Origin of the sequence: Acinetobacter marinus, from assembly GCF_900096915.1 — a bacterium.
Classification (GTDB): Bacteria; Pseudomonadota; Gammaproteobacteria; order Pseudomonadales; family Moraxellaceae; genus Acinetobacter; species Acinetobacter marinus.
Genome location: NZ_FMYK01000001.1, coordinates 147,672 through 160,351 on the forward strand (window position 1 = coordinate 147,672; position 12,680 = coordinate 160,351).

The 12,680-nt window shown below is 42.4% G+C and carries 11 protein-coding genes; 5 read left to right on the plus strand and 6 right to left on the minus strand.

Features of this window, described 5'->3' with window-relative positions; genetic code table 11:
- Nucleotides 1–146 precede the first annotated feature (146 nt).
- A complete protein-coding gene (locus BLQ60_RS00720) occupies nucleotides 147–2,309 on the plus strand; it encodes a malate synthase G (protein ID WP_092614574.1) in 2,163 nt (720 codons plus the stop codon).
- 170 nt (nucleotides 2,310–2,479) lie between these two features.
- Here the strand turns inward: BLQ60_RS00720 and BLQ60_RS00725 are convergent, their stop codons facing one another.
- The 4 genes from BLQ60_RS00725 to BLQ60_RS00740 form a co-directional block, all read right to left on the minus strand.
- Nucleotides 2,480–3,214, minus strand: coding sequence for a D-Ala-D-Ala carboxypeptidase family metallohydrolase (locus tag BLQ60_RS00725; RefSeq protein ID WP_092614577.1), 735 nt, complete (start codon nucleotides 3,212–3,214; stop codon nucleotides 2,480–2,482).
- 191 nt (nucleotides 3,215–3,405) lie between these two features.
- Complete coding sequence (gene fdxA, locus BLQ60_RS00730; RefSeq protein ID WP_092614580.1) at nucleotides 3,406–3,735, minus strand: ferredoxin FdxA; 330 nt, start codon at nucleotides 3,733–3,735, stop codon at nucleotides 3,406–3,408.
- A 222-nt stretch (nucleotides 3,736–3,957) separates the two neighbouring features.
- Entirely contained in the window at nucleotides 3,958–4,440 is a 483-nt protein-coding gene (gene ispF / locus BLQ60_RS00735; protein WP_092614583.1) for a 2-C-methyl-D-erythritol 2,4-cyclodiphosphate synthase, read from the minus strand.
- A 47-nt stretch (nucleotides 4,441–4,487) separates the two neighbouring features.
- Nucleotides 4,488–5,099 carry a glutathione S-transferase family protein gene (locus BLQ60_RS00740; RefSeq protein ID WP_092614586.1) on the minus strand — a complete coding sequence of 204 codons (612 nt, stop codon included), beginning with the start codon at nucleotides 5,097–5,099 and terminating at the stop codon, nucleotides 4,488–4,490.
- Between the two features lie 303 nt (nucleotides 5,100–5,402).
- On the opposite strand from BLQ60_RS00740, the gene BLQ60_RS00745 reads away from it, so the two are divergent.
- A complete protein-coding gene (locus BLQ60_RS00745; RefSeq protein ID WP_143005162.1) occupies nucleotides 5,403–6,098 on the plus strand; it encodes an A1S_1983 family putative colistin resistance protein in 696 nt (231 codons plus the stop codon).
- Nucleotides 6,099–6,113: 15 nt separating this feature from the next.
- Here BLQ60_RS00745 and BLQ60_RS00750 read toward each other — a convergent pair whose 3' ends face one another.
- Entirely contained in the window at nucleotides 6,114–6,704 is a 591-nt protein-coding gene (locus BLQ60_RS00750; protein ID WP_092614591.1) for a 5-formyltetrahydrofolate cyclo-ligase, read from the minus strand.
- The gene (locus BLQ60_RS00755) at nucleotides 6,701–7,573 is read right to left on the minus strand and encodes a pseudouridine synthase (RefSeq protein ID WP_092615928.1); all 873 of its coding nucleotides are present in this window, start codon (nucleotides 7,571–7,573) and stop codon (nucleotides 6,701–6,703) included. The genes BLQ60_RS00750 and BLQ60_RS00755 overlap by 4 nt, the downstream gene beginning before the upstream one ends.
- Before the next feature lie 190 nt (nucleotides 7,574–7,763).
- Between BLQ60_RS00755 and icd the strand changes: the two genes are divergently transcribed.
- From icd to BLQ60_RS00770, 3 genes are all read left to right on the plus strand, one after another.
- The gene (gene icd / locus BLQ60_RS00760; RefSeq protein ID WP_092614594.1) at nucleotides 7,764–9,020 is read left to right on the plus strand and encodes an NADP-dependent isocitrate dehydrogenase; all 1,257 of its coding nucleotides are present in this window, start codon (nucleotides 7,764–7,766) and stop codon (nucleotides 9,018–9,020) included.
- Between the two features lie 325 nt (nucleotides 9,021–9,345).
- Nucleotides 9,346–9,843, plus strand: a complete 498-nt coding sequence (locus tag BLQ60_RS00765; RefSeq protein WP_092614597.1) for a hypothetical protein — start codon at nucleotides 9,346–9,348, stop codon at nucleotides 9,841–9,843.
- A gap of 34 nt (nucleotides 9,844–9,877) precedes the next feature.
- Entirely contained in the window at nucleotides 9,878–12,607 is a 2,730-nt protein-coding gene (locus BLQ60_RS00770) for a beta strand repeat-containing protein (RefSeq protein ID WP_092614600.1), read from the plus strand.
- Nucleotides 12,608–12,680: the final 73 nt, after the last annotated feature.

Here is a 12,680-nt window from a genome sequence, read left to right on the forward strand (position 1 = left end):
TTCGGTTTTGAGAAAAGACTATTATTTTCTTAAAACATGTTTATTATTTTACAGGGTAATAGAGGTATGCAGATGAATTTTCATCAGTATACTAGACGTTAATTGAATTTATGATGAATTCAAAATAGCCAAAGTTAGGAAGTACAATGACTGAACGTATTCAACAAGGCAAACTTGCGATTGCCAAAGAACTTTACGATTTTATTGAAAATGAAGCACTCCCAGGTAGTGGCGTCGATAGTGCGACTTACTGGAAAAACTTTGAACAAGTTGTTGTCGACCTGAGCCCAAAAAACAAAGCACTATTAGAAAAACGTGATGCTTTGCAAAAGCAAATTGACGAATGGCATCGCAACAACACATTTGAGCTAGAAGCCTATAAAGCATTTTTAACTGAAATCGGTTATTTACTACCAGAAGTTGAAGATTTCCAAATCACTACTGAGAATGTCGATGAAGAAATCGCATTGCTTGCTGGTGCGCAGTTGGTTGTACCTGTACGTAATGCACGTTACAGCTTGAACGCTGCCAATGCACGTTGGGGTTCATTGTACGATGCATTGTACGGCTTCGACGTGATCTCTGATGAAGGTGGCGCAGAAAAAGGTAAAGGCTACAATCCTGCTCGTGGTGCCAAAGTCATCGCATTTGCCAAAAATTTCTTAAATGAAACATTCCCATTAGCACAAGGTTCACACGATGACGTGAGCAAATATGCTGTGGAATCGAATGCGCTTGTTGTTACGCTGAAAGACGGTTCAACTACCACGTTGAAAAATGAAGCGCAATTCGTTGGTTTCAATGGCGAAGCATCTGCACCGACAGAAATCGTACTGCTCAACAATGGTCTGCACGTGATTATCGAGATTGATGCGTCTAGCCCAATCGGTCAAGCCGACTCGGCAGGCGTAAAAGATCTGGTTATGGAAGCGGCGATTACCACCATCCAAGATTTGGAAGATTCGGTTGCTGCGGTTGATGCAGAAGAGAAAGTTGAAGGCTATCGCAACTGGTTAGGTTTGATGCGTGGTACGCTTCAAGAATCGATTGCCAAAGGTGATCAAGTCATTACCCGTACGTTGAACAAAGATCGTACTTGCAAAAACTTGATCGGCGGCGAAACCACGCTTCACGGTCGTTCATTGATGTTGCTTCGTAACGTCGGTCACTTGATGACCAATCCTGCGATCTTGGTGGATAGTCAGGAAATCTATGAAGGTATCATGGATGCATTGATTACGCCGTTGCTTACCGTTGCGGACATCAAAGGTCAAAACGAACTCAAGAACTCTCGTAAAGGTTCAATGTATATCGTAAAACCGAAAATGCATGGTCCAGAAGAAGTTGCTTTCACTGTTGAATTGTTCGGTCGTGTTGAGCAAGCACTTGGTCTACCTGCTAAATGTTTGAAAGTCGGCATCATGGACGAAGAACGTCGTACTTCTGTGAACTTGAAAAACTGTATCGCCGAAGCAAAAGATCGTACCATTTTCATTAACACAGGCTTTATGGATCGTACAGGTGATGAAATCCATACCTCGATGGAAGCAGCACCAGTGGTGCGTAAAGAAGCTGTGAAAACCCAGAAATGGAATGCTGCTTACGAAAACCGTAACGTCGCAATTGGTCTAGCGACTGGTCTGCAAGGTAAAGCACAAATCGGGAAAGGCATGTGGCCAAAACCTGACAGCATGAAAGACATGTTGGCAACCAAAACTGCACATCCAAATGCAGGTGCAAGCTGTGCATGGGTGCCTTCACCGACTGGTGCTGCACTTCATGCGATGCATTATCATCAAATCAACGTCAAAGCACGTCAAGATCAATTGAAAACTGAACAAATGTTGTCTTTAGACGATCTATTGACACCACCATTTGCACCAGACACCAACTGGTCTGCGGATGAGATCAACAACGAACTTGAAAATAACTGTCAAGGGATTTTGGGTTATGTAGTACGTTGGGTTGACTTGGGTGTAGGTTGCTCAAAAGTACCTGACATCAACAATGTTGGCTTGATGGAAGATCGTGCAACATTGCGTATTTCATCTCAACACGTTGCTAACTGGTTGCGTCACGGTGTGGTAAGCCAAGCGCAAGTGGAAGAAGTATTGAAGCGCATGGCGAAGATCGTTGATGAGCAAAATGCCAATGATCCGCTATATACGCCTATGGGGCCAAACTTTGACGGGATTGCGTTCCAAGCAGCATCTGACTTGATCTTCAAAGGCGCAGAGCAACCATCTGGCTATACAGAGCCATTATTGCATGCGGCACGCTTGAAGTTAAAAGGTTATCAAGGCGACTAACTTGATTTAGTTCTGATCAAAAAAGTTGTTCTGAATAAAGATAAAAAACCCCGAAGTTGCTCGCAGCTTCGGGGTTTTTAATATCCATCTAAGATTAATCAATACTATGTTCTATACAACATTTAATTTTTACTAAACACTTAATAGAAAACGTAACGTATTAATGAGGACTAGTACTGACAAATCGACGTCGCATGGGTGTGATCTGGCCCCCATGTGCGATAGCCTTGCGTATCAATATGAATCTGCCCCGAAGCATAAACACCAAGTCCCATATTCAGGCTTTGTCCATGTTGCATCCAGAAATTACACAGCTTGATTTTGGTATCTTCAATCAGAATCATATCTTGTGGACTGGTGCCATATTCAGGACCAAGTCGAAAATCAATTGCCGAATTATAAACATGCTTAGAACCAGCTGCACCTCCAGCACAGATATTCAATGAATAATCTCGATAGACAGAGGTGACTTCAAAATCACGAAGCACATTGGTATCGACTAAATATTGAATAATCTTTAAGGTCGGAATGGCATTGCCCCACAGCTCAGGACTTGGCACAGCATAAGGTGAAGTACGACCACACTTCTGCCAATCTCGGGCACTTTTGAGCAATTGATAGGTCGGTACAGCAGTATTGACCCGATTATTTTTTAGATATTGCTCGTATTGCTGAACACGTTGCTTATTGCCATACTGATTTAACCACACCACATAGTCCGCAGGTGGCTGTTGCACCCAAATACGACGTGATGGCGTATTGGGCGCTTGCTGTGGATTGAGAATCACTTGCCGAGCTTGGGGCTTGGGCAATTTGTAGGTTGTGGTTTGTTGCGTGGTGGTACAACCCGATAAAATAAACGGGAGCGATGCGAGCAGGAGGAAGCATTGCGAAGTACGACGCATGTAGAGATTTTTTTGGACATTCATATGTTATATTCTAACATTTGTCGGGAATGACAACAAAAACGACTTTGCAATAATTTGTAGAGGATTGGTGACAAGTACAAAAAAGCCGACATCTTGTCAGCTCTTTGCATTGATTCGTTATTCTCTAAATTTCTGTGTTTTAACAAAAACTTAGAAAATATAGATGCTTAACGCTCTAGGTATTGCAACTTATCAGGCTTGCCATTCCATTCTTCACGGTCTTCAGGTTGATCACCGATTTGCGTGATATTGTTGTCCGCCCATTTTTCAGAAAGCTCTGCATTAATTTCAATAAACTGCTCTTGACCTTCAGGCAATTCATCCTCTGAGAAAATCGCATTGGCAGGGCATTCAGGCTCACATAGCGCACAGTCGATGCACTCATCAGGATTGATGACCAAGAAGTTTGGACCTTCGTAAAAGCAATCAACAGGACATACTTCAACGCAGTCTTGATATTTACATTTAATACAGTTTTCAGTGACAACGAAGGTCATGGCGACAGCTACCTTTTGCTCAAATCTTAAAAATTGCGCCTATTCTAAGGAAAAAAAGTCAAAAGTACCAATTTCTTTTATTGATATCCTTTATAAAAACAATGTAAAAGCATCAGTTTTTTTGTAATAAGGAAAAATCAAATATAAAAACAAAGACTTGAACTGATTTTTAACGATTCAAGCTGTCGAATTTCAACCGTATCAATCACAGATTAATGCGCTTTAACCCTCTTTCTTTGACAAAAGCACCACCGCTGAAGCAAAAATACCTTCTTGGCGACCTGTGAAGCCGAGCTTTTCCGTAGTGGTGGCTTTCACACTGACTTGCGTCAATTCAACATCCAGATCATCAGCAATATGTTGACGCATGGCGAGATTGTGCGGCGCAAGTTTAGGACGTTCACACGCTACGGTAATATCCGCATTTTGCAGTTCATAGCCACGATCTTGAATCAAGGTATAGACATGGCGCAGGAGCACACGACTGTCTGCGCCTTTAAACTCAGGATCGGTATCGGGAAAGTGCTGACCAATATCCCCCAGTGCCAGCGCACCAAGCAAAGCATCGGACAAAGCATGTAAAATCACATCACCATCAGAATGGGCTTTTAAGCCGTGGGTGTGTGGAATTTTTACGCCTGCAAGGGTCACAAAATCGCCTGCTTCAAAAGCATGCACGTCTAAGCCTTGACCGATACGAATCATAAAATGCTCTATTTTTTCAACTGTCTACGATGTATTTATTAAAGCATTTAAATGGCTTGAAACCAAGACACATCTTTTACCGCATCCCGTTGTTTAATCGTATTGAGGAATGGCTTAAAGGCGTCATCATAGGGGATAATCTTAAAGCTAATGCCAAAAGCCAACCAATAGGCAAGGTATAAATCCGCCACAGTGATTTGCTCACCCAATAAATATGGCTTGGCGTGACTCAGTCCTTGACGCAAGAAATTCATCATTGCTTCTTCATCACCAAAGCTAATACTGCCACGTTGTTTGGCAAGTGTTTCAGGTGGAATATTCAACGCCTTGATATTCATAAACTCAGTCACAGGCCCATGCCCGAAGAATAACCACTTATAATATTCGCCACGTTTCGGATCATGTAGAGCAGGCGCAAAGCCCTTTTCGGCATATTTATCAGCGAGATAGGCAAAAATCGCAGGTGTTTCGCTAATTACTGCGTCATCATCGACTAGACAAGGCACTTTACCTAAAGGATTCAGCGCAAGATATTCAGTACTTCGCATCGTTGTGCCGTATTCAAGCTCGATCAACTCGACTTGATCTTCGATATCGAGTTCTTTGAGTAACGGTAAAATCGTATTGCTGCGAGATTGCGGATGACAATACAGTTTCATGATGAATTCCTTTTTTACGATATTGTTTTCTGTAAGTTTTGACGACCTGTATGAGTTTAACCCGTTGCGTGCTGTGCTTGACATAATCGGTTTGCAAATTTGTTAAAATTAATGCTTGTCTGCAAAAGGGTTTGCCACGTATAGTTTGACTATATTACATTGATCATCTGGCTGTTTTCTTTCGCCATTTTGTTGAACTTCATTTTTGAACGTATAATGCAGGTGTTGCGGATTAATCTGTATCCATTCATCACAGTCATTTTGAAATATTATCGTTCAATCCAGAAATTTGAAACATCATCTATGAAATCTCAGCACATTGCTTCACATGGTTTATTGGCACACACTTTGTATGGTGTGGTCGCATGGTCTGCGATGAGCCTAGTGACGCCTGCACATGCCAATACGGTTTCACAATTGCCTGATTGTAGTGCAAAGTCGCCCGCAAAATCTGAATCGAAACTATTGCGTAAATACGTCTGTCACAATGAATCGCTGCAGCAAAAAAATGACGAGATGAAGGCGCAATATCTGCAAGCACAGCTCATGTCCAATGCACCGCTCAAATTACTGACCTTGTCACAACAGCAATGGGAAGGCTTTGTAAACAAATGCAAAAATAAATCCTGTGTGGCTCAGCAATATGATCAACGCATTGCAGATTTGGTCTATCTGACCAGTATGAATCAGAGTTTAACCCAGCATTTTGTGCGTTATATTGATGGGCAGGTCGATCCGCAAAGTACCATGTTACAACTGCAGCAGTTGGATCGTAATCGCATTAAAATCGAAGCTACCCAATACCGCAATCCGAATAATCAAGACGCAACACGTTATGCGCATTTGCGCTCTTATACCACTGCCGATGCTTTGCAGGAAATTACCGATTTGGATAGTCGTTGTCAGTATAAGATTGAACGACAATTTTCCATCTTGAAACTAACGTCAGATCAAGACAACTGCAAACGCTTTGCGGGCACCTATAAGCTCTATGATTAATCGGTGTGAGACCATTTAAAATCGAAACAGGGTCGTTGGCGTACAAACCAAATCAAGACTTTGATCCCACGCTTGTGTGGCTAAAATGCCATCCACTTGCTGAAAATCATGGGCTAAACCAAGACGAATAGGGCGATGCGGATGTCTTGAAAGCGTCCGATCATAAAAACCACCGCCCATACCTGCACGATGACCTAGACCATCAAATAATACCAATGGCATGATCACCACATCCAGCATGGAGATGTCTTTCGCCCGACTCGCCATGATCTGTTGCATACCGAGACGATGCCGTGCCAAGCGCTGTGATCGTAAATGATGTAATGTCAACTCTGTCCAAACAAGCTGTTGATTCATATTACAAATCATCGGGATATAGATTTTTTTCTGACGTTTACGCAAGGCATAGATCAACTTTTGCGTCGAAATCTCACCAAAATCACTCAAATACAGTCCAATTTTCTGGGCATGCTGGATTTCTGCTAGCCGAAGCAAACGCTGGATCACAGCACGTTCAGCAAACAGTTGTTGGTGAAAACTCAGCTGACGTCGCTGTTTGCGCACTTGACGACGTAATGCAAGAATCTGATCTAAGGAAATCATCATGCTGTTTTTTTCGAAGGTTTTTGTGCTTTGTCGGGTTTGCGTGAACCAGTACGTTCGGTTGACGGGCTTTGTCCAGTATCATTTTTGCCACGACGATTGGCATGGCGTTCCTGCCGACCTTCATCAACACCACGACGTCCCGCAGAGGGATTGCCTTTTTTGTTGGGCTGATGTTTCGTTTTAGAATCAGTTGTTTTGGCGCTAGTTGTTTTTGCACGTGAATGTTTAGATGATGTTTTCGCTGTGCGTGCCGATGGATTTTTCTCATAAGCATTTTTCATGGTCTTGCTTTTTTGCAAGAGATGGCGAAACTCATCATAAAATAAGGCTTCAAGTGTGGTGGATTCACCCAAACCTAAGCCTAAATCAATCAAGTTTACCGAACCGATTTGCGTGCGAATCAAACGCAATGTCGGGAATCCTACAGCCGCTGTCATACGGCGTACTTGGCGATTGCGACCTTCACAAATTTGAATTTCTAGCCACGATGTTGGGATATTGGCACGATGCCGAATCGGTGGGTCACGTTGCCAAAGCCAAGCGGGTTGCTCAATTTTGCTCGCTTTGGCTGGCAAAGTCAGACCATCTTTGAGATGAATGCCTTGTTGTAATTGCGCTATGGCTTGATCAGAAATTTCACCTTCGACTTGCACCACATAACTTTTATATTGCTTGTGCTTTGGATGGGTAATCTGTTGATTGAGCTGTCCATCGTCAGTGAGCAAGATCAAACCTTCTGAGTCACGATCTAATCTGCCAGCAATCCTTAAATTCGGATCGGCAATAAATTCAGATAAAGTGATCTGTTGATCTTCTGAACGAAATTGTGAATGCACGTTAAATGGCTTATTTAAAGCAACAATTTTCACCATAAAATTCTACTGAGTGTTATCAAGCGAGTGGAAATGATGCGATTATCATACTGAGAAATATTGCTATTTATGAGATAAATCACAAATCTATTTTACATACTTTAGGCTAGTAAAGTCTAAGAAAATGAAGCATGTCATGCAAGACAGCTTGGCTCAACCGCCAGAGAGAAAAAGGAGCATTTGAATAATGGCTTATCAAAAGATCGTGGTACCGACTGATGGCGACAAAATCACTGTAAACGCAGATCTGTCCATGAATGTCCCCAACCGTCCGATTATTCCATTTATTGAAGGTGATGGGATTGGTGTCGATATTACCCCCGTAATGAAAACCGTAGTCGATGCTGCAGTGCTGAAAGCCTACGGTGGCAAGCGTTCGATCGAGTGGATGGAAGTGTATTGCGGTGAAAAAGCCGATAAAATTTATGGCAGTTATTTACCAGAAGAAACCTTTGACGCATTACGTGAATTTATCGTGTCGATTAAAGGGCCTTTAACCACGCCAGTTGGCGGTGGTATTCGTTCATTGAATGTAGCACTGCGTCAAGAGCTCGATCTGTATGTTTGCGTGCGTCCAGTACGCTGGTTTGAGGGTGTACCGTCGCCTGTGCAACGTCCAGAGTTGACCGATATGGTGATTTTCCGTGAAAACTCAGAAGATATTTATGCGGGGATCGAGTGGCAGGCGGATTCAGAAGAAGCCAAGAAGGTGATTAAATTTCTCAAAGAAGAAATGGGTGTGACCAAGATTCGTTTTGAAGAAGGTTGTGGTATTGGTATCAAACCTGTATCTAAAGAAGGCACACAGCGCTTGGTGCGTAAGGCAATCCAGTTTGCCATCGACAATGATAAGCCATCGGTGACCTTAGTCCACAAAGGCAACATCATGAAATATACCGAAGGCGCATTTAAACAATGGGGCTATGAGCTTGCCATGGAGCGTTTTGGTGGTGAACTACTTGATGGCGGTCCTTGGGTAAAAATCAAAAATCCCAAAACAGGTAAAGACATTATCATCAAAGATGTGATCGCCGATGCGTTCTTACAACAAATTTTAATGCGTCCTGCGGATTATTCTGTGATCGCCACGCTTAATCTCAATGGCGACTATATCTCTGATGCGCTAGCTGCGGAAGTCGGTGGGATTGGCATTGCGCCTGGTGCCAATATCGGCGGTGCGATTGCCGTGTATGAAGCCACTCACGGCACCGCACCAAAATATGCAGGGCAAGATAAGGTCAATCCAGGCTCGATTATCCTCTCAGCAGAAATGATGCTGCGTGATATGGAATGGATCGAAGCTGCAGATTTGATCATCAAAGGCATTTCAGGTGCAATTGCCGCCAAGACGGTGACCTATGATTTTGAGCGATTGATGACAGACGCAACATTGCTACGCTGTTCAGAATTTGGACAAGCGATTATCAAACATATGGATGATTAAATCGTTTAAAAGCATATTAATGACTTAAACACAGAACCGAGCAATTTTGCTCGGTTTTTTGTGTGTAAAAATATCATGTTGAGATAATTGAGTGCGTAATATATATCTAATATTTAATAAAATTTTAGTAATTCTAATGTATAAATAGGTGCAAAAATAAGAATAACTTAATTGAACTGTTAAGTTTTCCTTTTTTAGGATGATAAGTTACAAAAAAGTTTACTTTTTGATAAATAAATTGTGATGGGTGTTGCATTTATGTATCCAAAGTGTTGTATATTATCAGCGTCTGTTTTTTGATTGTTATTGTCTGTGAGGAAAGGTAATGGTGAATGTAAATCAACTGTTACGAAGTGTAGCTATTACATCGTTATTCGTAACATCGTTACAATCAGCTTCTGCAAACTCAGATGCTGCTAAAGAACCTGTATCTGTGCAACTGAACACCTATTTGATTGCACAAAATGCTGAAGGCAAAGTGACTGAAAAATTGGTCTCTGAAGTAAAACCTGAGCAAGTGGTCGAGTATCGTGCGGTATATACCAATAACACTGCAGGTGCAATTAAGAATTTGGTGGCAACATTACCGATTCCTGCTGAGACACAGTTTTTAGCAAAATCAGCGCCAAGTAAAGCGCTAGCAAGCACTGATGGTGTGAATTTTGCGCCGATGCCACTGAAGAAAAAAGTTGGTAATCAGACGGTAAACGTACCGTTGGCTGATTACCGTGCATTACGCTGGACGATTGCGGAGTTACCTGCGGGTAAGTCAATCGCTGTGTCTGCACAAACCCGTATTAATAGTACAGCTGTTAATAACTAAAAAATTGAGAAATGCTTTTTAGAGGAAGGAAAATATGTCTCAAATCAAACTACCTCGCTTAACACAGCTTGCAGCGTCGATTGCAATTGTGGCAGGCGGTTCTGCGTTTGTAACAGCTGCACAAGCCGCTGCTCCAGCTGCAGGAACAAATATTAGTAACATTGCATCTGCAACATATACCGATGCAACGGGTACGAACAAACAAGTGACATCGAATGAAGTAAAGACAACAGTACTCCAAGTGTCTAGTTTTACTTTGGTTGATGATCGTACAACGACTGCAAACCCAAATGGTCAAGTGACGTTATCGCATACTTTGACTAATACAGGGAACGGTACAGATAGCTATACTCTAACACTTGAGAATTTAGATGAAGGTACTTTCGACTTAAATAATCTACGAGTCTATATCGATGCCAACCAAGATGGTGTTGCTGACAACAATACGCCAGTTACAACTGTCACATTGAATGCTGGAGAGTCAGTCGGCTTGGTTGTAGTCTCTACAGTACCTGTTAATGCGACACCAAAGACAAGCGCACAATATACCTTAACAGCAACTAGTAAATATGATACTAGTGATATTGAAACTGATACCGATACAGTTAATGTCATCAGTGGCGCTGTGATGCAAATCCAAAAAGCAGCTAGCGTATCTTCTGTGTCTGATAATGGCGAAATTACCTATACCTTAACTTATCGTAATACGGGTAATGCTGCTGCTGATAACGTAGTAATTGAAGATGCTTTAGATTTAAGCAAAGTCGACTATGTTGAAGATTCTGGTGTATGGAGCGGTTCTGCGACTGCGCTTACAGATGAGGATGATGTAGAGCCGGCTACAGGTATTGATTATGTCGTTGACTCAAATGGTAAAATCACTATTGTTCTTGCTAATGTACCTGTCAACACCACAGGAACAATTAAGTTCAAAGTCACTGCAAAGGCGGCAAACTCTGAAAAGATTACCAACAGTGCAACGATCTATGATGATAACGATGCTGATCCTAGCAATACAAAACCTGTAACACCAACAGAGTCAAATGAAACTGTTGTTGAACGCACCAAGACCTATACTGGATCAATCAACGAAAATATTGCGGACAGCTATGATGATAATGGAATAGTTTCTGGTGATGTCGCTAAAGATAACCAAATCGTTAAAGTTGGCACCCAAGGTACACCAGTAATCTTTGGTAATGACACTGGCGCTACTGGAACTGGTCCAGATGCGATCGTTATTCACAATACAGGTAATGCTGAAGAAGTTTATAACGTCACAGTGAATAAAGATGATTTACCTGCGGGTAGCATTGTTCAATTGTTCAAAGCGGATGGCGTGACACCATTAACTGATACCAATGGTGATGGTATCGTGGATACTGGTCCTGTAGCTGCAGGTGAGCAAGTTCAGATCGTGACTAAAGTGACCTTACCATCGAACGAAAGTGAGACTGGTGCTGATACTACCAATACCATTTTGACAATTGATCCAGTCAACAATCCAGATGCATCTGCGAATGACACCTTGGTACTTGTGATCGATAATATCACAGCGGCAACGGTCGACTTACACAATGGTGATGGTACAGACGAGACTGGTAGTGTTGGTTCAGGTAAAGATACGGCAACTGTTGTTGATGAAGCGACTGTAGAACCAGGTCAGTCACATAACTTCCCATTGACTATTGATAACAATGGTTCTAGCCCTGATAACTTTAACTTAAGTAATAACAATCTACCTTCTGGCTGGACTGTTGAATACTATGTTGCTGATAGCAATAAAAATCCAACAGGTTCGGCAATTACCAATACAGGTAGTATCCCAGCGGGTGGTAGTGTTAACCTAGTTGCAGTCGTTACACCACCAGCAAATGCGCCTGCGACAACGACACCACAAGATGTCACATTCACCGTGACTTCACCTACAACTGGTTTGTCGGACACGATGAACGATCAGTTAACAGTTGATGAAAATCGTAGCCTTGCGCTGCAAGCAGATAATACAGGTAATGTGGCACCTGGTGGTTCGGTAACCTATACCCACACCCTAACTAACAACGGTAACATTGTTGAAGGTAATGCAGCAGGCGAACTGCCATTTAGCTTAACGAATAACCAAACAGATTGGCCGACTTCAGTCTATGTCGACCTTGATGGTGATGGTGTAGCAGATGAAAATGAGCTTGTAACAGGTAATGATTTAGCTGCGCTTATTAGTCAATATAATCCAGATGGCAATACAACTCTTGGTCTTGAACAAGGTCAGTCAGTACGCTTAATCGTTAAGGTTGAGGCACCAGCCAATGCAACTTATGGTACGCAAAGCACAGCAGTGCTTACAATTTCACCGACTACAATTGGTGGTGATGCATTAAGTCCGTTGGCAAATACCGATGTAACCACGGTCACTGATGGTCAAGTTCGTCTGGTTAAACAGCAAGTACTGGATGCAAACTGTGATGGTACGGAAACAACTGGATTTACCATCAATAACATTTCTGCAAAACCAGGTGAGTGTGTGAAATATCGCATCACAGCAACCAACGAAGGTAATGTGGCAGTAACCAATGTGGTGATTAGTGATACCACACCTGCCTACACCACGTTCCAAGTGATTTCAGGTCAGTCACCAGTCGTGACTAATGCGACTATTGGTACACAGCCTACAAATAACGGGACAGGGCAAGTTACCGCAACACAAACACCATTGGCGCCAAATACCAATGCAGTGCTTGAGTTTGTGGTGAAAGTAAATAACTAATCCTCAGTAGAGCCAACTATTCGGCTAATTTTAGCCGAGTAGTGTGGGTGCTTACGCTTAAATTGGCGCTAGG

Excerpts from the sequence above, each read along its gene's own strand:
- icd (WP_092614594.1), top strand. The coding sequence starts at position 7,764 with ATGGCTTATCAAAAGATCGTGGTACCGACTGATGGCGACAAAATCACT.
- fdxA (WP_092614580.1), bottom strand. The coding sequence starts at position 3,735 with ATGACCTTCGTTGTCACTGAAAACTGTATTAAATGTAAATATCAAGAC.
- ispF (WP_092614583.1), bottom strand. The coding sequence starts at position 4,440 with ATGATTCGTATCGGTCAAGGCTTAGACGTGCATGCTTTTGAAGCAGGC.
- BLQ60_RS00740 (WP_092614586.1), bottom strand. The coding sequence starts at position 5,099 with ATGAAACTGTATTGTCATCCGCAATCTCGCAGCAATACGATTTTACCG.
- BLQ60_RS00750 (WP_092614591.1), bottom strand. The coding sequence starts at position 6,704 with ATGATGATTTCCTTAGATCAGATTCTTGCATTACGTCGTCAAGTGCGC.
- BLQ60_RS00720 (WP_092614574.1), top strand. The coding sequence starts at position 147 with ATGACTGAACGTATTCAACAAGGCAAACTTGCGATTGCCAAAGAACTT.
- BLQ60_RS00770 (WP_092614600.1), top strand. The coding sequence starts at position 9,878 with ATGTCTCAAATCAAACTACCTCGCTTAACACAGCTTGCAGCGTCGATT.
- BLQ60_RS00765 (WP_092614597.1), top strand. The coding sequence starts at position 9,346 with ATGGTGAATGTAAATCAACTGTTACGAAGTGTAGCTATTACATCGTTA.
- BLQ60_RS00745 (WP_143005162.1), top strand. The coding sequence starts at position 5,403 with ATGAAATCTCAGCACATTGCTTCACATGGTTTATTGGCACACACTTTG.
- BLQ60_RS00725 (WP_092614577.1), bottom strand. The coding sequence starts at position 3,214 with ATGCGTCGTACTTCGCAATGCTTCCTCCTGCTCGCATCGCTCCCGTTT.